Origin of the sequence: Cupriavidus sp. HPC(L) (assembly GCF_000307735.3) — a bacterium.
Taxonomy (GTDB): domain Bacteria; phylum Pseudomonadota; class Gammaproteobacteria; order Burkholderiales; family Burkholderiaceae; genus Cupriavidus.
In genome coordinates this window covers 1-16,854 of the sequence record NZ_AMPR02000459.1, presented here as the reverse complement: position 1 = coordinate 16,854, position 16,854 = coordinate 1, and the positions used below count along the sequence as shown (strand labels likewise).

Annotated in this window: 17 protein-coding genes and 1 tRNA gene; 11 read left to right on the top strand and 7 right to left on the bottom strand. The window is 67.1% G+C overall.

The annotated features are described in order from the left end of the window. On the bottom strand, positions 1 to 1,505 hold a 1,505-nt coding region (gene glpK, locus B551_RS23640; RefSeq protein ID WP_023265148.1), incomplete at its 3' end, for a glycerol kinase GlpK. A gap of 95 nt (positions 1,506 to 1,600) precedes the next feature. On the opposite strand from glpK, the gene B551_RS23635 reads away from it, so the two are divergent. After that, positions 1,601 to 2,473 (top strand): NUDIX hydrolase family protein, encoded by an 873-nt coding sequence (locus B551_RS23635; RefSeq protein WP_043442520.1) that lies wholly within the window; start codon positions 1,601 to 1,603, stop codon positions 2,471 to 2,473. 96 nt (positions 2,474 to 2,569) lie between these two features. Then, positions 2,570 to 3,436 (top strand): formyltetrahydrofolate deformylase, encoded by an 867-nt coding sequence (gene purU / locus B551_RS23630; RefSeq protein WP_006577300.1) that lies wholly within the window; start codon positions 2,570 to 2,572, stop codon positions 3,434 to 3,436. A 196-nt stretch (positions 3,437 to 3,632) separates the two neighbouring features. Here purU and B551_RS23625 read toward each other — a convergent pair whose 3' ends face one another. Further along, positions 3,633 to 4,400, bottom strand: coding sequence for a DeoR/GlpR family DNA-binding transcription regulator (locus B551_RS23625; RefSeq protein ID WP_006577301.1), 768 nt, complete (start codon positions 4,398 to 4,400; stop codon positions 3,633 to 3,635). Between the two features lie 205 nt (positions 4,401 to 4,605). On the opposite strand from B551_RS23625, the gene B551_RS23620 reads away from it, so the two are divergent. The 7 genes from B551_RS23620 (at position 4,606) to waaC (ending at position 12,097) form a co-directional block, all read left to right on the top strand. Further along, positions 4,606 to 5,787, top strand: a complete 1,182-nt coding sequence (locus B551_RS23620; protein WP_006577302.1) for an ABC transporter ATP-binding protein — start codon at positions 4,606 to 4,608, stop codon at positions 5,785 to 5,787. A 4-nt stretch (positions 5,788 to 5,791) separates the two neighbouring features. Further along, the gene (locus B551_RS23615) at positions 5,792 to 6,925 is read left to right on the top strand and encodes an ABC transporter ATP-binding protein (protein WP_023265146.1); all 1,134 of its coding nucleotides are present in this window, start codon (positions 5,792 to 5,794) and stop codon (positions 6,923 to 6,925) included. Then, entirely contained in the window at positions 6,922 to 7,803 is an 882-nt protein-coding gene (locus B551_RS23610; RefSeq protein WP_023265145.1) for a carbohydrate ABC transporter permease, read from the top strand. The genes B551_RS23615 and B551_RS23610 overlap by 4 nt, the downstream gene beginning before the upstream one ends. Beyond that, positions 7,796 to 8,617: a carbohydrate ABC transporter permease gene (locus tag B551_RS23605; protein ID WP_006576490.1), complete on the top strand. Its 822-nt coding sequence runs from the start codon at positions 7,796 to 7,798 to the stop codon at positions 8,615 to 8,617. The genes B551_RS23610 and B551_RS23605 overlap by 8 nt, the downstream gene beginning before the upstream one ends. A 27-nt stretch (positions 8,618 to 8,644) precedes the next feature. Continuing rightward, positions 8,645 to 8,953, top strand: coding sequence for a DUF2160 domain-containing protein (locus B551_RS23600; RefSeq protein WP_006576489.1), 309 nt, complete (start codon positions 8,645 to 8,647; stop codon positions 8,951 to 8,953). 169 nt (positions 8,954 to 9,122) lie between these two features. Continuing rightward, positions 9,123 to 10,874, top strand: coding sequence for an ABC transporter substrate-binding protein (locus B551_RS23595; protein WP_023265143.1), 1,752 nt, complete (start codon positions 9,123 to 9,125; stop codon positions 10,872 to 10,874). A gap of 209 nt (positions 10,875 to 11,083) precedes the next feature. Beyond that, entirely contained in the window at positions 11,084 to 12,097 is a 1,014-nt protein-coding gene (gene waaC / locus B551_RS23590) for a lipopolysaccharide heptosyltransferase I (protein WP_006576488.1), read from the top strand. A 156-nt stretch (positions 12,098 to 12,253) separates the two neighbouring features. On the opposite strand, the gene B551_RS23585 is transcribed toward waaC, so the two are convergent. Next, a complete protein-coding gene (locus tag B551_RS23585) occupies positions 12,254 to 13,000 on the bottom strand; it encodes a hypothetical protein (protein WP_006576487.1) in 747 nt (248 codons plus the stop codon). Between the two features lie 257 nt (positions 13,001 to 13,257). Here B551_RS23585 and B551_RS23580 point away from each other — a divergent pair, with 257 nt between their 5' ends. Then, entirely contained in the window at positions 13,258 to 13,830 is a 573-nt protein-coding gene (locus B551_RS23580) for a DUF1801 domain-containing protein (RefSeq protein ID WP_043442517.1), read from the top strand. Positions 13,831 to 13,926: 96 nt separating this feature from the next. On the opposite strand, the gene B551_RS23575 is transcribed toward B551_RS23580, so the two are convergent. The 4 genes from B551_RS23575 to B551_RS23560 form a co-directional block, all read right to left on the bottom strand. After that, a tRNA-Val gene (locus B551_RS23575) sits at positions 13,927 to 14,001 on the bottom strand. Positions 14,002 to 14,127: 126 nt separating this feature from the next. Continuing rightward, the gene (gene dnaQ, locus B551_RS23570) at positions 14,128 to 14,853 is read right to left on the bottom strand and encodes a DNA polymerase III subunit epsilon (protein WP_006576484.1); all 726 of its coding nucleotides are present in this window, start codon (positions 14,851 to 14,853) and stop codon (positions 14,128 to 14,130) included. Between the two features lie 10 nt (positions 14,854 to 14,863). Beyond that, the gene (gene rnhA / locus B551_RS23565; protein ID WP_006576483.1) at positions 14,864 to 15,313 is read right to left on the bottom strand and encodes a ribonuclease HI; all 450 of its coding nucleotides are present in this window, start codon (positions 15,311 to 15,313) and stop codon (positions 14,864 to 14,866) included. Positions 15,314 to 15,443: 130 nt separating this feature from the next. Beyond that, a complete protein-coding gene (locus B551_RS23560) occupies positions 15,444 to 16,250 on the bottom strand; it encodes a class I SAM-dependent methyltransferase (protein WP_043442514.1) in 807 nt (268 codons plus the stop codon). Positions 16,251 to 16,260: 10 nt separating this feature from the next. Here B551_RS23560 and gloB point away from each other — a divergent pair. After that, positions 16,261 to 16,854, top strand: a 594-nt coding sequence (gene gloB, locus B551_RS23555; protein ID WP_043442512.1) for a hydroxyacylglutathione hydrolase, incomplete at its 3' end; no start/stop codon positions are given.

Here is a 16,854-nt window from a genome sequence, read left to right as displayed (position 1 = left end):
CGATGCCAGCGCGCGAGCTGGCTCTCGCGCGCATCGGCCGACAGCCGCGGCTCGAAGCGCTGTTCGATCTGCCATTGGCTGGCCAGTTCCTGTTGATCGCGCCAGAAGCCGCTGGCCAGGCCCGCCAGGTAGGCGGCGCCCAGCGCCGTGGTTTCGGTGACGCGCGGGCGCACGACCGCGGTGCCGAGCAGATCGGCCTGCATCTGCATCAGCAGGTCGCTGCGCGAGGCGCCGCCGTCGACGCGCAGTTCCGCCAGCGCGATGCCGGCGTCCTTCTGCATCGCGTCCAGCACGTCGACGCTCTGCAGCGCGATCGCCTCGAGCGCCGCGCGCGCGATCTGCGGGCGGCCCGTGCCGCGCGTGATGCCGATCAGCGTGCCGCGCGCAAACGCGTCCCAGTGCGGCGCGCCGAGTCCGGCGAAGGCGGGAACCAGCACCACGCCGCCGGTGTCGTCGCATTGCCGCGCCAGCGGCTCGACCTCGGGCGCGCTCTGGATGATCTGCAGGCCGTCGCGCAGCCACTGGATCGTCGCGCCGCCCATGAATACGCCGCCTTCGAGGCAATACTGGGTGGTGGCTTTGCCGCTATCGCCGGCGTGCGCACCGAGCTGCCAGCCGATCGTCGTCAGCAGCCGGTTCTGGGAGACCACCGGCGCGGAACCGGTGTTCATCAGCAGGAAGCAGCCGGTACCGTAGGTGTTCTTCGCCATGCCGGGCGACAGGCAGGCCTGGCCGAACGTCGCCGCCTGCTGGTCGCCCGCGATGCCGGCGATGGGCAGCTCGGCGCCGAACACGCGTGCCGCGGTTCGCGCGACCTCGCCGCTGGACGGCACCACTTCGGGCAGCAGGCTGCGTGGAATGTCGAGCAGCGCCAGCAGCTCGTCGTCCCAGCGAAACTCGTGGATGTTGAACAGCATCGTGCGCGACGCGTTGGAGACGTCGGTCACATGGCGCGCGCCATCGGTCAGCTGCCAGATCAGCCAGCTGTCGACCGTGCCGAAGGCGAGCTCGCCGCGCGCCGCGCGTTCGCGCGCACCGTCGTAGTGGTCGAGCATCCAGCGCAGCTTGGTGCCGGAAAAATAGGCGTCGATGACCAGACCGGTCTTGGCGCGGAAGCGCTCCCCATGGCCGTCGCGCTGCAGCGCCTCGCACATCGGTGCGGTACGGCGGTCCTGCCAGACGAGCGCGCGGCCGACCGGCTCGCCGGTGCGGCGATCCCACAGCACCGCGGTCTCGCGCTGGTTGGTGATGCCGATCGCGCGGATCTGGCGCGCGGACACGCCGGCGCCGTTTAGTACCTCGTGCGCGACGGCCAGCTGCGATTGCCAGATCTCGTAGGGGTCGTGCTCGACATGGCCGGGCTGCGGGTAATATTGCCGAAATTCGCGCTGGGCGATCCGCACCACATTGCCGGCATGATCGAACAGGATCGCACGCGAACTGCTGGTGCCCTGGTCCAGCGCCAGGATGTATTCGCCGCGCGCTGGCGTCGTGCTGTCGGTCATGGCTGCCATCCTGCTGATTTCAATGATTCCGTGGTTCCGCGGTTGCGTACGGCGGAGCCGAAAGAAGAACGCCCTTGCCGGGCGCCAATATGTCGATGTCCCCTTCCCACGACCTTGCACAACGCATTGCCGCCAACGTGGCCGCCAGCCTCGGCGCGCGCTCGCGCTTCGATCCCGCCCAGCATCTGCGATTGACCGTGGACGGCCAGCAGGTCGGCTGGCTGCCGCGCCGGCATGCGCAGACGCTGCGCGAACTGGAAGGGACCGAGGGCATCGGCTTCGCCGTGCTGGGCACGGAAGCCGACGACACGGTCGTGCTGTTGCCGCGGATCCATGGTTTCGACGCGCGTACCGCGGCGCTGGCCACGGTGGCCCGCCGACTGGCCGCGCACAACCTGCTGCGCGGCTGGCGCGATGAGGCGTTCGCCGTCACGCCGGCGCTGGATCATCCGGCCCTGGCGACGATCGAACGCGCGGCCGCGCGCTATTTCGGTCTGCTGACGTTCGCCTCGCACATGAACGGCATCGTGGCCGGCCAGCGCGCGCTGTGGATCGCCCGGCGAAGCGACAGCAAGGCGGTCGATCCCGGCATGTGGGACAACCTGGTCGCCGGCGGCATGCCGCACGGCAGCGATCCGCTGGCCACGCTGGTGCGCGAATGCGACGAGGAGTCCGGCATTCCCCCGTGGCTGGCGGCCCAGGCGCAGGCCCACGGCACGGTGCAGGTGCTGCGCGAAATCGACGAGGGCGTGCAGTGGGAAACGGTCTATCTGTACGACCTGGAACTGCCCGCCGACTTCGTGCCGCACAACCGCGACGGTGAGGTCGCCGAGCACCGGCGGGTCGGCCCGGACGCCGCGCTTGCTATCATGGCGGATGGCGCGATGACGCTCGATGCCACGCTGGTGACGCTCTGTGCGCTGCGCCGGCGCGGTTGGGCGCCGCCGGTACCGGGCTTCGCCGACTAGCGCAGCCGCGCTGTACCGGGCCCCGTACGGCGCGCCGTATGGGGCCCCGTAAGGCGGCCGGTCCGCCGGGCGCGCCCCCTCCAGAGAACCCCAACGATGAGCAATCCAGGCTTTATTCTGACCATTTCGTGCCCCGATCAGCCGGGCATCGTGCATGCCGTTTCGGGACTGCTGTTCCAGCACGGCTGCAATATCGTCGATTCGGACCAGTACGGTGACGAGTACACCGGTCGCTTCTTCATGCGCGTGCATTTCACCGCGGCCCCGGGCGGTCCGGAGCTCGGCGCGCTCAAGAGCGCGTTTGCGCCGGTCGGCGAGCAGTTCTCGATGCAGTGGGAGCTGTTCGATGCCGCGATCAAGCCGCGCGTGATGATCATGGTGTCGCGCATCGGCCATTGCCTGAACGATCTGCTGTTCCGCGCCAAGAGCGGACAGCTGCCGGTCGAGATCGCGGCCATCGTGTCGAACCATCGCGACTTCTACCAGCTGGCCGCGTCCTACGACATTCCGTTCTTCCATCTGCCGCTGATGAACGCGTCGGCCGAGCAGAAGGCCGCGCAGGAGGCCAAGGTGTTCGAGGTGGTGCAGGACCAGAAGATCGACCTGGTCGTGCTGGCGCGCTACATGCAGGTGCTGTCGAACGACCTGTGCCGCAAGCTCGAGGGCCGCGCGATCAATATCCACCATTCGTTCCTGCCCAGCTTCAAGGGCGCCAAGCCCTACTACCAGGCGCACGATCGCGGCGTCAAGCTGATCGGCGCGACGGCCCACTATGTGACCGCCGACCTCGACGAAGGCCCGATCATCGAGCAGGAGATCGAACGCGTGGACCACAGCATGGACCCGGACCAGCTGACCGCGGTCGGCCGCGACGTCGAATGCGTGGCACTGGCCCGCGCGGTCAAGTGGCATGCGGAACATCGCATCCTGCTGAACGGGCACAAGACGGTCGTTTTCAAGTAAGGACCGCTGTTGCCGGGGTTGCCCTCTCCCCCGCCCCTCTCCCGCGCGCGGGAGAGGGGCGAGCACCGTCAGTACCCGCAGACCGACTGCCTCTCGACCGCCCGCGCTGGATGTGGAGAAGGCCGGCAGCGCGCGCACACCGACATCCCCTCTCCCGCCTGCGGGAGAGGGGTAGGGGAGAGGGCAGCTCCGCCCCTTAGTCTCCCGCCACCACACACTTCACTCCGCTGTCCGCGACGATCTGCTCGAACGGCGCCCGCAACGGCTCGTCGGTGAAGAGCCGGTCGATCTGCGACAGGTGCGCCAGCTCGACCATCGCCTGCCGGTTGAATTTGGTTGCATCGGCGGCCAGCCAGACCTCGCGCGAATGCTCGATGATCGTGCGCGCCACCTTGACCTCGCGGAAATCGTAATCGCGCAGCGTGCCGTCGGCCTCGATCCCCGAGATGCCGATCAGGCCGATGTCGACCTTGAACTGGCCGATGAACTCGACCGTGGCCTCGCCAATGATGCCGCGGTCGCGCGAACGCAGCACGCCGCCGGCCACGATCACCTCGCAGTCCTGGTTGTCGGCCAGGATGTTGGCGACGTGCAGATTGTTGGTGATCACGCGCAGGCCGCGATGATGGACCAGCGCGCGGGCAATCTCCTCGACCGTGGTGCCGATGTTCAGGATCAGCGAACAGCCCTCGGGCACCGCGGCGGCCACCGCGCGCGCGATGCGCGCCTTGCCCTCGGCATTGAGCAGCTGGCGCTGGCGATAGGCGATGTTCTCGGTGGTCGAGCCATCCATCCGCACGCCGCCGTGAAAGCGCGCCAGCATGCCGTTCTCCGCCAGCAGATTGACGTCGCGCCGGACCGTTTGCAGGGTCACGCCGAACTTGCGTGCTAGCTCTTCGATGGAGGCGAAGCCCTGGCTGCGGACTTCTTCCAGAAGAGCGGTCTGGCGGGGATTGAGCGTCATGCCGGGATTCTAGTTCAAACAAAAACGAAAACAAATGACGCATTGCACTATTGTTTTTTGTTCGCTTCTTTACTAAAACGAGCAAGCAAGCCATCGATGCGCGCCGGAGTCCCTTTTCGCGTCCCGCCCTGTGTCCGCTGACCGCGCGACCTTCCTTCGGGCCGAACCATGCCGCGCGCGGGGCAAGAACCCTGACGGAGACCGGATGCAGCTCAGACTGGAAGGCATCGCGCAGCAGGCAGGTTCGCAGGTCCATCTCTATCCGATGTCGCTGGCCCCGGTCCCGGGCGCGGTGACGATCCTGCTTGGCGCGACCCAGGCCGGCAAGACGTCGCTGATGCGGGTGATGGCCGGGCTCGACCGTCCCAGCGCCGGCCGCGTGCTGGTCGACGACGCTGATGTGACCGGCATGCCGGTACGCCAGCGCAATGTGTCGATGGTCTACCAGCAGTTCATCAACTACCCGTCGCTGACGGTGTTCGACAACATCGCCTCGCCGCTGCGGCTGCGCGGCGCTGCCGATATCGACGGGCAGGTGCGGACGCTGGCGGCGCGGCTGCATATCGAACATCTGCTCGAGCGCCATCCGGCCGAGCTCTCCGGCGGCCAGCAGCAGCGCGTCGCGCTGGCGCGGGCGCTGGCCAAGGGCGCGCCGCTGATGTTGCTGGACGAGCCGCTGGTCAATCTCGACTACAAGCTGCGGGAGGAACTGCGCGAGGAGCTCGCCCAGCTGTTCGCGCAGGGCGACGCCACCGTGATCTACGCGACCACCGAGCCTGGCGAGGCATTGCTGCTCGGCGGCCATACCGCGGTGCTCGATGCCGGCGAGCTGCTGCAATACGGGCCGACGGCCGAAGTCTTCCATTACCCCGACTCGCTGCGCGTGGCGCGCGCCTTCAGCGATCCGCCGATGAACCTGATCGCCGGCGAATGGCGCGATGGCGCCGTGCATCTGCCCGACGGCATCGAGGTGGTGCTGCGCCCGGATGACAGCGCCATCGACAACGCCGTCGATGGTGCCCGCGATGCGCTGCAAGGCTATGCCGGCCCTGTCACTGTCGGCGTGCGCGCCGGCACGCTGTGGCTCGATGGCGTATCGGACCGGCACGACGAGCTCGCGGTCGGCGTACCGCGCGCGCGGGAGGGCGTGCCGCTGCCGGGACGGGTGGCGCTGGCCGAGCTGTCCGGCTCCGATACCTTCGTGCACGTCGACACCGCGGTCGGCAACCTGGTCGCCCAGGTGCCGGGCGTGCTGGAGCTGGCGCTGGGCGAGACGGTGACGCTGCGGCTCGATCCGTCGCAGCTGTATCTGTTCGATGCGCAGGGACGCTGCGTGCGCGCGCCGCGCCGCTTGCATCCGCGGCGCGCCAACGGGCAGGGGAACTGAGGCCATGGCGCGCATCGACCTGGACCTGGCCCATGCCTACGGCCCCAATCCGCGCAGCGACGAGGACTATGCGCTGCTGCCGCTGCGCTTTACCTTCGACGACGGCGGCGCCTATGCGCTGCTGGGGCCCTCGGGCTGCGGCAAGACCACGTTGCTGAACTGCATCTCGGGCCTGCTGCGGCCGTCGCAGGGCACCGTGTCGTTCGATGGCCGCGACGTCACCGGCGACTCGCCGCAGGCGCGCAATATCGCGCAGGTGTTCCAGTTCCCGGTGATCTACGACACCATGACCGTCGGCCAGAACCTCGCCTTTCCGCTGCGCAACCGCGGCGTGCCGCAGGCCCAGGTGCGCGAGCGCGTGGGGCAGGTGGCCGAGATGCTGGACCTGTCGGCCGTGCTCGATCGCCAGGCCAGCGGCCTGTCGGCCGATGCCAAGCAGAAGATCTCGCTGGGGCGCGGGCTGGTGCGTCACGACGTCGCGGCGATCCTGTTCGACGAGCCGTTGACCGTGATCGACCCGCACCTCAAATGGCAGCTGCGGCGCAAGCTCAAGCAGATCCACCGCGAATTCCATCTGACGCTGATCTATGTCACGCACGACCAGACCGAGGCGCTGACCTTCGCCGATCAGGTGGTGGTCATGTCGCGCGGCAAGGCCGTGCAGGTCGGTACCGCCGATGCGCTGTTCGAGCGGCCGGCCCATACGTTCGTCGGCCATTTCATCGGCTCGCCCGGCATGAACTTCCTGCCGGCGCGCTGGCGCGACGGCTGGATCGAACTGGCCGGACGGCGGTATGCGCCGCCGGCGGATGATGCCCTCGTGCAGCGGCTGCAGGCGGCCGGCACCTTCAAGATCGGCGTGCGCCCCGAATATCTGCGGCCGGCGCGCTCCGACGACGAGCAGGCGGTGCCCGCGGTGATCGAACGCGCGCAGGACATCGGCACCTACTGGATCGCCGCCGCGCGGCTGCACGACAGCGGTGCCCATGGCAAGAGCATCGACAGCGCCGATGGCGCGCCGCTGCTGCGCGCCCGGCTCGGCGACGAGGCCGCCGCGCTGCGGCCCGGCGAGACCGCGTGGTTCTCGGTGTTCCACCGCCATACCTGCTTTTACGTCGACGAGGAGCTGGTCCGATGAAGCCGATCAACCAGAAGGCGTGGCTGCTGGTGTTGCCGGTGGTGGTCTGCGTCGCGTTCTCGGCGATCCTGCCCCTGATGACCATCGTCAACTACTCGGTGCAGGACATCATCTCGCCGGAGCGGCGCGTGTTCGTCGGCACCGAATGGTTCCGCGCGGTGCTGCGCGACGGCGAGTTGCACGACGCGCTGCTGCGGCAGCTCGGCTTCTCGCTGGCGGTGCTGCTGGTCGAGATTCCGCTCGGCATCCTGTTGGCGCTGTCGATGCCGGCGCGCGGCTGGAAGGCGTCGGCGGTGCTGGTGATCGTCGCGCTGTCGCTGCTGATTCCGTGGAACGTGGTCGGCACGATCTGGCAGATCTTCGGCCGCACCGACATCGGCCTGCTCGGCGCCGCGCTGGCCGGGCTCGGCTTCGACTACAACTACACCGGCAACGCGCTCGACGCGTGGCTGACGGTGCTGGTGATGGACGTCTGGCACTGGACGCCGCTGGTCGGCCTGCTGTGCTACGCCGGCCTGCGCGCGATTCCCGACGCCTACTACCAGGCCGCGCAGATCGACGGCGCCTCGCGCTGGGCGGTGTTTCGCCATATCCAGCTGCCCAAGCTGCGGGGTGTGCTGATGATCGCGGTGCTGCTGCGCTTCATGGACAGCTTCATGATCTATACCGAGCCGTTCGTGCTGACCGGCGGCGGGCCGGGCAACGCCACCACGTTCCTGTCGCAGTACCTGACGCAGAAGGCGGTAGGGCAGTTCGATCTGGGTCCGGCCGCGGCGTTCTCGATCGTCTATTTCCTGATCATCCTGCTGCTGTGTTTCGTGCTGTACAACTGGATGCAGCGCGCGGGCACCGTCGCCGAGGAGGTTCCCCATGCATGATCCGGCCTCGCGTGGCGGCTGGTGGCGCGCCGCTTTCCTGCTGGTCTATCTGGTCTTCGCGATCCTGCCGATCTACTGGATGCTCAACATGTCGTTCAAGACCAACGACGAGATCCTGTCGACGCTGTCGCTGTGGCCGGCGCAATTCACGCTGGAGCACTACCGCACGATCTTCACCGATTCGTCGTGGTACTCCGGTTATATCAACTCGCTGATCTATGTCGCGCTGAACACCGTGATTTCGGTCACCGTGGCGCTGCCGGCCGCGTATGCGTTCTCGCGCTACCAGTTCATCGGCGACAAGCATGTGTTCTTCTGGCTGCTGACCAACCGGATGACGCCGCCGGCGGTGTTCCTGCTGCCGTTCTTCCAGCTCTATACCAGCGTCGGGCTGATGGACACGCACCTGGGCGTCGCGCTCGCCCACCTGGTGTTCAACGTGCCGCTGGCAGTGTGGATCCTGGAGGGCTTCATGTCGGGCGTGCCGCGCGAGATCGACGAGACCGCTTATGTCGACGGCTATTCGTTCCCGCGCTTCTTCCTGACGATCTTCCTGCCGCTGATCAAGGCCGGCGTCGGCGTCGCGGCGTTCTTCTGCTTCATGTTCAGCTGGGTCGAGCTGCTGCTGGCGCGCACGCTGACCTCGGTCGACGCCAAGCCGATCGTGGCGACGATGACCCGCACGGTCTCCGCCTCGGGCATGGACTGGGGCGTGCTGGCCGCCGCCGGTGTGCTGACGATCGTGCCCGGCGGCATCGTGATCTGGTTCGTGCGGCACTACATCGCGAAGGGCTTCGCGATGGGCCGCGTCTGAGCGGGGGTGGCGATGGAAACGACGGCGATGTTCGGCTGGATGGTGTGGACCACGCCGGTCGCGGTGTTCTTCGTCTGCGTGGTGCTGATGCTGATCGGCATGACGATCTGGGAGCTGCGCTCGCCGACGCGCCTGCGCAAGGGCTGGCTGCCGATCGCGACCACGCGCGGCGACCGGCTGTTCATCGGCCTGATGTGCGCGGCATGGATCAACCTGGCCTGGGTCGGACTGGGCGAGGCGATGATGAACTGGTTCTCGCTGCCGGAGGAGCCGTCCGTGTGGATCAGCTTCGTCGTGTCGATGGCGGTGCTGGCGCTGGTGATGCGCAAGGGGTGATCTCCGGGTGATTTTCCGGGTGATTTCCGGGTGAGTTCATGGGTGATCCCCGGGGTTGTTCGCTGTGGTTCAGAGGTGCGTCTGGTTGGTATTCGCAGGTAGCGCGGCTCAATCCTTCCCCGGCCGCGACCCGCAACGCTTTCGGGAAGGGCCATTCGAGGAGACATCGATGACAGCGCTGAAGCAACGGGCAAGGCTAGCGGTGAAGCTGGTGGCGGTGGCCGCCGCGCTCGCCTGCGGCCATGCCGCCTGGGCCGGAGAGGCCGAGGCCAAGAAATGGATCGACAGCGAGTTCCAGCCGTCCTCGCTATCGAAGGACAAGCAGCTGGCCGAGATGAAGTGGTTCATCGACGCGGCCGCCAAGCTCAAGGCCAAGGGCGTGACCCAGGTCAACGTGGTGTCCGAGACGATCACCACGCACGAGTACGAGGCCAAGACGCTGGCGCGTGCGTTCGAGGAGATCACCGGCATCAAGGTCAATCACGACCTGATCCAGGAAGGCGACGTGGTCGAGAAGCTGCAGACGTCGATGCAGTCGGGCAAGTCGATCTACGACGGCTGGATCTCAGATTCGGACCTGATCGGTACGCACTACCGCTATGGCGCAATCCTGCCGCTGACCGACTACATGAACGGCGCCGGCAAGGAATTTACCAATCCCGATCTCGACATCAAGGACTTCATCGGCACCAAGTTCACCACCGCGCCGGACGGCAAGCTCTACCAGCTGCCGGACCAGCAGTTCGCCAATCTCTACTGGTTCCGCGCCGACTGGTTCGCGCGCAAGGACCTGCAGGAGAAGTTCAAGGCCAAGTATGGCTACGACCTCGGCGTGCCGACCAACTGGTCGGCCTACGAGGACATCGCCAACTTCTTCACCAACGACGTCAAGGAGATCGACGGCAAGAAGGTCTACGGCCATATGGACTATGGCAAGAAGGACCCGTCGCTGGGCTGGCGTTTCACCGATGCCTGGCTGTCGATGGCCGGCACAGCCGACAAGGGGCTGCCCAACGGCATGCCGGTCGACGAGTGGGGCATCCGCGTGGCCGCGGACAAGTGCACGCCGGTCGGCGCCTCGGTTGCGCGCGGCGGCGCCACCAACAGCCCGGCCGCGGTCTATGCGCTGACCAAGTACGTCGACTGGATGAAGAAGTACGCGCCGCCGCAGGCCATGGGCATGACCTTCTCCGAGGCCGGCCCGGTGCCGGCGCAAGGGCAGGTCGCGCAGCAGATCTTCTGGTACACGGCCTTCACCGCCGACATGACCAAGAAGGGGCTGCCGGTGGTCAACGCGGACGGCTCGCCGAAGTGGCGCATGGCGCCGTCGCCGTATGGCCCGTACTGGAAGCAGGGGATGCAGAACGGCTACCAGGACGTGGGCTCGTGGACCTTCTTCAAGAAGACCGACCCGAACCGCCTCGCGGGCGCCTGGCTCTATGCGCAGTTCGTGACCTCGAAGACCGTGTCGCTGAAGAAGTCGCTGACCGGGCTGACGTTCATTCGCGACAGCGACATCAACCACGAGTACCTGACCAAGAACGCGGCCAAGTACGGCGGGCTGATCGAGTTCTATCGCAGTCCGGCGCGCGTGGCATGGACGCCGACCGGCACCAACGTCCCCGACTATCCGAAGCTCGCCCAGCTGTGGTGGAAGAACGTCGCGACCGCGGTGACCGGCGAGAAGACCCCGCAGGCCGCGATGGACAGCCTGGCCGAGGAAATGGACCAGGTGATGGCGCGGCTGCAGCGCGCGGGCATGGCGACCTGCGCGCCCAAGCTGAACCCCAAGGGCGATGCGGCCAAGTGGCTGTCCGACGAGCACGCGCCGTGGAAGAAGCTGGCCAACGAGAAGCCCAAGGGCGAGACCATCGCCTACGAGAAGCTGCTGCAGGCGTGGAAGGAGGGCAAGGTGCGGTGATGGGGTGGGCCGGCTGACCGGCCCACAGCAGTTCTCCCTCTCCCGCGTGCGGGAGAGGGGCCGGGGAGAGGGCCGGGGAGAGGGCAACCACCGCACGCCCGGCTTCAAATTTCCCCGGTTACCTTCGGACACGCCCCCCGCCCAGCCTCTGGTGCATACTACGGCCTTCGCAAAATCCAGCCCCGCGGCAAAGGCCCGCTCCTGCACCCATGAAGCGCATCCTGGTTATCAAGATCACCTCCCTCGGCGATATGGCGCACACGCTGCCGCTGATCTGGGATCTGCGGCACGCCTATCCCGAGGCCAAGATCGACTGGGTCGCCGATGCCTCCTGCGCCGATATCCCGCGCTGGACGGTCGGCGTCGACCGCGTGATCGCGCCTCCGCTGCGCGGCTACAAGAAGTCCAAGCAATGGAAGGACCTGCGTGCGATCCTCGCCGCGGTGCGCGAACTGCGCCGTGAGAAGTACGACGTGGTACTGGACGTGCACGGCGTCTACAAGAGCGCCATCGTCGGCTGGCTGGCCCGCACCCGCCGCCGCTTCGGCTATGCCGCCAGGCACCTGGGAGAAGCGCGTGCCGAGATGTTCTATACCGACATCTTCGCGCCGCATGGCGACGCCACCGCCCGCCACAAGATGCGCCTGGTCGCCGCCAAGGCGCTCGGTTACGAGCTCGACCCGAAGGAACACTACGAACTGCGCATCCCGGCTCCGGCCGCGCCACTCAATACCGACGGCGTGCCGCGCGCGATGCTGTTCCACGCGACCTCGCTGGAGATCAAGAAATGGCCGCCGGAACGCTGGATCGCGGTCGGCCGCGAGCTGAACGCCCGCGGCTATCGCGTGCAGCTGCCCTGGGGCTCCCCCGCGGAAAAGGAGCAATCCGAAGTGCTGGCCCGCGGCATCCCGGACGCCGAGGTGCTGCCCAGGATGACGATCACCGAATGCGCCCAGCGCGTCGCCGCCGCGGACCTGGTGATCGGTACGGACACCGGCTTCGTCCACCTCGCCCATGCACTAGGCAAGCCCTCGGTGATGCTGTTTACCGCGACGTCGTGCGAGCACTTCGGTATTTTCGAGCCGGGCCGCGCGGTGTCGATCGGCAATGAAGGCGTGGTGCCGGATGTGCCGGAGGTGATCGGGGCGATTGATCAGGTGACTGGCGGCGGCGTGATGGCTGCGCCTGCGGCGGGGATGCATGCCTTGCCGTCAGGTCTATAACGTCAGCGGCAGCGGCTCCGGGGGCGGTCGAGTTCGATTGTCGTATCAGCGATACGACAATCCGCTATTCATGAAGATTTGAGTGTCGGCGTGTCCGGCCATGATCGAGGATGACGCCATGCCGCCGATGGGATTGGCGGCATGGCGCCTGTCGGCTTACCGCGTGCCGACGAATAGCACGCCTGCCGACCGGTCAGAAGTCGTGCCGGTTGCGATCAGGCTGCGATCCTCCGCGCTGTAATATGCGACGCCGCTCATCTTCTGCCCCGGACGGGCGCACGGGGACGGACCGAAGGTCACGGTGATGTCGTAGGCGTTGCCGCGCGCGCGCGGCTTGGCGGCGCCTTCAATGCGGCAGCCGGATGCGCCCGCGCCGCTGATCGTGCCGGAGGTGGCGACGGTGATCGTCGCCGATTCGCCGCCCTCGGGAATGACCGAGGTGCCGCTGTAGGTGCCGGCCAGCGTCGCCAGCGACGGCGTCAGCTCGTAGTTCTTGTCGTAGGTGCTGGTGAAGGTCGCGGTCTGGCCCGTCGCCGGATAGCGCACCGTGCCATTCAGATTGCCCTTGGTCGCGTAGGTGCCGTTGATGGCCACATCGAAAATGCCACGCGACGTCACGCTGAAGTCCTTGCCGTCGTTCGACGAGAAGTTGCCATTGGCGGCACTGAGCTTGCCCTGGATCACGCCGAGCGAGACCGGCGCCAACGAGGTGTAGATCACGTAGTAGGTGCCGTCGTCGAGCACCAGGCCGGCGATGTCCTGGTTCGCCGAGGTCTTGCCCGTGTACAGGCCTTCGGCGGGGGAGGTGGCCGGTTGCGGCGCGGGGCCGTCGTCGTCGCCACCGCCACCGCCGCAAGCGGCGAGGGCCAGTGCCATGGAAGCAATCAGCAGGGTCTTGTTCATGGAATTCTCGAAGGGTTGTCTTTGTTGTTCTATCGGGATGGCGCCCCGGCATTGCACCGGGGCGCGGCAATCCTAGAGGCTGCCGGCGGCGCCTGCTATTCCCGATTGGTGGGGTATTGCGCTTTCCCGCGAATGGGGCCAGACGGCGCCGGTGGTTGTTGACGGCCGGCATTCGACATAGGATCGGTCCGGTTCAGCGGCCGGCCGTCCAGGCCCGTCCTTGACAGGCTCGACTTGTGACGTTGGGGGTGAATACGATGGCAACGAACAAAACGCCTGCGAAACCGGTGAACGCCGCGGCGAAGCCGGCAAGAAACTCCCCGGCAAAACCGGCCGACGAATCGGCCCAGAAATCGGCCCAGAAATCGGCCCAGAAATCGGCCCAGAAATCGGCCAATAAATCGGCGCATAAGCCGCCCGCCGACGGCAAGCCGGTCCTGCTGTCGGGCGGCAATCCGCAGATCCCGAAGGGCGACGGCGATGCCCCGGTGCAGGCCTACATCGCCGCCATGCCGGACTGGAAGCGTGAGGTCGGCGAAAAGCTTGACGCGCTGATCGTGCGCACCGTGCCGGACGTCCGCAAGGCGGTGAAATGGAATTCGCCGTTCTATGGCGTGGAGGGGCAGGGCTGGTTTCTCAGCTTCCACTGCTTCACGCGGTACGTGAAGGTGGCCTTTTTCAAAGGATCGTCGCTGCGCCCGCTGCCGCCCGGGGAATCGAAGGACCCGGATACGCGGTATCTCGACATTTACCAAACCGACGAGATCGACGAGAAGCGGGTGGGGGACTGGATACGGCAGGCGGCAGAATTGCCGGGATGGGTGCCTTGAGGTGGATCAGGGCAAAATCAAGGCCAAATCAAGACCAAAAGAAAAAGGCCCTCGACGTTCGTCTGAGGGCCTTTTTCATGCGGTGTCCCGCGAATCTGGTGGGTGGTACAGGGATTGAACCTGTGACCCCTGCCGTGTGAAGGCAGTGCTCTACCGCTGAGCTAACCACCCCTGCTACTGCGCTTGAAACTGCCGTGCAGCAGAGAAAGCGAGATTATGTCAGGACCTTTGTATCTTGTAAAGCCCTTCGGCGAATTTTTTGCCTCCGGACCCTGGCTCCCGGCTCGCGGTCAGGCGTCATGCCGCCTCTTCCAGCTGCGGCGCCTCCTGCCATACCGTCTTGCCGCCGCTGGCCTTGTCCAGCTCCTTCAGCACCGCGGCGTGCGCCGCCAGTTCGTCCTCGGTCGGTTCCAGCACCGGCAGGCGCAGCGCCGACAGGTCGGTGGCGGCAACCGCGGCCGGCCCCGCGCCCGCGCTGGCGTCCATCATGTCGATCACCAGCGAGTTCTGGCCGCGCGTCATCGCCAGATAGACCTCGGCCAGCAGCTCCGCATCCAGCAGTGCGCCGTGCAGCGTCCGATGCGCATTGCTGACGCCGAGCCGTTCGCACAGCGCGTCGAGCGAGTTGCGCTTGCCGGGGAACATCTGGCGCGCTTCGAGCAGCGTATCAATCACGCTTCCCACATGCTTGCGGAAGGGCGGCAGGCCGAGCAACTGGAATTCCATGTCGAGGAACCCGAGGTCAAACGCGGCGTTGTGAATGATCAGCTCGGCGTCCTGCACGAAATCGCGGATCTCGTGGACCACCTCGGCGAACTTGGGCTTGTCCGCCAGGAATTCGACCGTCAGCCCGTGCACCGCGATCGCGCCGGCGTCGATGTCGCGCTCCGGGTTGATATAGAAATGCAGGTTGCGTCCGGTGAGCCGCCGGTTGACCAGCTCGACGCAGCCGATTTCGATCAGCCGGTCGCCGGTGGCGGCGTTCAGGCCCGTGGTTTCGGTGTCCAGTACGATTTGTCGCATGGCGGGCATTCTACTCAACCTGGGCGCCGGTGAGCGAGGCGACACCGCGATTGGCCAGCGCATCGGCCCGTTCGTTGCCCGGGTGGCCGTTGTGGCCGCGTACCCAGTGCCACGAGATGTCGTGCTCGGCCGCGGCGGCGTCGAGCGCCTGCCACAGGTCGGCGTTCTTGACGGGCTTCTTCTCCGCGGTCTTCCAGCCGCGCGCCTTCCAGCCGCGGATCCATTCGGAGATGCCCTTCTGCACATACTGCGAATCGGTCCAGACCTGCACCTTGCAAGGCCGCTTCAGCGCGCGCAACGCCTCGATGACGGCGGTCAGCTCCATCCGGTTGTTGGTGGTATTGGCCTCGCCGCCGAACAGCTCCTTGACGTGGCCATTGGCGAGCAGCACGGCGCCCCAGCCGCCGGGGCCGGGATTGCCTTTGCAGGCGCCATCGGAATAGATCGTGACTTCTTGCATCGATGAACGGTGGGAACCGGTGCAGCGGGACGTCGCCGGCGCCGGGTGTCCGCCGGGGCGAACGGGTTGGAATCGGTCCGAGCGGGCGGTGCTCGGGAATGGGCTGGTCAGGCAGGTTGGGGCGCGCGCCTCACGTCTTCTCTTCGTCGGGGGACTTGCCGTGCGTGCCGTTCGGCGTGGCGACCGGCGCCGCCACCGGGGCCAGCGCGGCCTTGGGCGTCTTCCAGGCGGGCCCGACCAGGCGGATGTTGCGCACGCGCTTGACCGCCGACAGCATATAGACCGCGCCGAAGATTGGCCACCAGCGATCGCCGGCCTTCTCCATGAAGGCGGCCCGCTGCAGCCAGCGGTCGGTGCGGTAGGGCGGGCAATAGCAGCCGAAGCGGCCGCGGATGATATCGAAGCCGAGCAGCTTGAGCCAGTCCTTGATGCGGACGAACCCGATCGACTGGGCGTCGGTCGGCAGGAAGGGATCGGCGCCGAGCCGGTTCAGGCCCTGCCGCGCGCCCCACAGGCTCATCGGGTTGAAGCAGGACACCACCACGCGTCCCTCGGGCATCAGCACGCGCGAGACCTCGCGCAGCACCTCGTGCGGATCCTCGGAGAATTCGAGCACATGGGGCAGCGTGACCAGGTCCAGGCTCTGCGTATCGAAGGGCAGTTCGTCGAAGCGGCACAGCAGCTGCGGGCCGGGGGCGATGCCGGTTTCCGCGGCGCGCGGACCGTGCGGGCCGCTGCGGGCGTCCAGCGCGAGCGCGCCGAACGGCATGCGGTTCTCGCGCAGCGTGTCCAGCACCGGCATGCCGAGCTGGACCGCGTGGTAGCCGAAGATGTCGGCCACGGTGCGGTCGTACTGGCCTTCCTCCCAGCGCAGCATGTACTGGCCGGGCGGGGAGGCCAGCCAGTTTTCCCAATCTATAATCGGACGCTTGGACATAGGAGCACGTATGTTGAGGGTGGAGCCGATCCCCGCTTTCCAGGATAACTATATCTGGGCGATCGACGACGGTCATGCCGCCGCCGTGGTCGATCCGGGCGACGCCGCGCCGGTGCTCGCCTATCTGGCGCGGACGGGGCTGGTCCTGGGCGCCATTGTAATCACCCACCACCATGCCGATCACCAGGGCGGCGTGGCCGACCTGCTGGCCGCGTATCCGGCCGGACCCGACGGCGAACCGACGCCGGTGATCGGGCCGGCCGCCGAGCGCATCGGCCATCGTACCCGCGCGGTGCGCGAGGGCGACGAGGTCGAGCTGAAGGCGCCGGCGCTGCGGCTGCGGGTGCTCGAGGTGCCCGGCCACACCGCCGGGCATATCGCCTACACCGGCGACCTGCCCGGCATCGGGCCCGTAGTGTTCTGCGGCGACACGATGTTCGCCAGCGGCTGCGGGCGGCTGTTCGAGGGCACGCCGGCACAGATGCTGGCCTCGCTCGACAAGCTGGCCGCGCTGCCCGCCGAGACCCGGGTCTATTGCGCCCACGAGTATACGCGCAGCAATGTGCGCTTCGCCCGCGCGGTGGAGCCGGACAACGCCGCGCTG

Coding starts and splice junctions, on each gene's coding strand:
- B551_RS23580 (WP_043442517.1), top strand. CDS start 13,258: ATGGCAACGAACAAAACGCCTGCGAAACCGGTGAACGCCGCGGCGAAG.
- dnaQ (WP_006576484.1), bottom strand. CDS start 14,853: ATGCGACAAATCGTACTGGACACCGAAACCACGGGCCTGAACGCCGCC.
- B551_RS23605 (WP_006576490.1), top strand. CDS start 7,796: ATGCATGATCCGGCCTCGCGTGGCGGCTGGTGGCGCGCCGCTTTCCTG.
- waaC (WP_006576488.1), top strand. CDS start 11,084: ATGAAGCGCATCCTGGTTATCAAGATCACCTCCCTCGGCGATATGGCG.
- B551_RS23560 (WP_043442514.1), bottom strand. CDS start 16,250: ATGTCCAAGCGTCCGATTATAGATTGGGAAAACTGGCTGGCCTCCCCG.
- B551_RS23610 (WP_023265145.1), top strand. CDS start 6,922: ATGAAGCCGATCAACCAGAAGGCGTGGCTGCTGGTGTTGCCGGTGGTG.
- B551_RS23625 (WP_006577301.1), bottom strand. CDS start 4,400: ATGACGCTCAATCCCCGCCAGACCGCTCTTCTGGAAGAAGTCCGCAGC.
- B551_RS23620 (WP_006577302.1), top strand. CDS start 4,606: ATGCAGCTCAGACTGGAAGGCATCGCGCAGCAGGCAGGTTCGCAGGTC.
- B551_RS23635 (WP_043442520.1), top strand. CDS start 1,601: ATGTCCCCTTCCCACGACCTTGCACAACGCATTGCCGCCAACGTGGCC.
- rnhA (WP_006576483.1), bottom strand. CDS start 15,313: ATGCAAGAAGTCACGATCTATTCCGATGGCGCCTGCAAAGGCAATCCC.
- B551_RS23595 (WP_023265143.1), top strand. CDS start 9,123: ATGACAGCGCTGAAGCAACGGGCAAGGCTAGCGGTGAAGCTGGTGGCG.
- B551_RS23585 (WP_006576487.1), bottom strand. CDS start 13,000: ATGAACAAGACCCTGCTGATTGCTTCCATGGCACTGGCCCTCGCCGCT.
- B551_RS23600 (WP_006576489.1), top strand. CDS start 8,645: ATGTTCGGCTGGATGGTGTGGACCACGCCGGTCGCGGTGTTCTTCGTC.
- purU (WP_006577300.1), top strand. CDS start 2,570: ATGAGCAATCCAGGCTTTATTCTGACCATTTCGTGCCCCGATCAGCCG.
- B551_RS23615 (WP_023265146.1), top strand. CDS start 5,792: ATGGCGCGCATCGACCTGGACCTGGCCCATGCCTACGGCCCCAATCCG.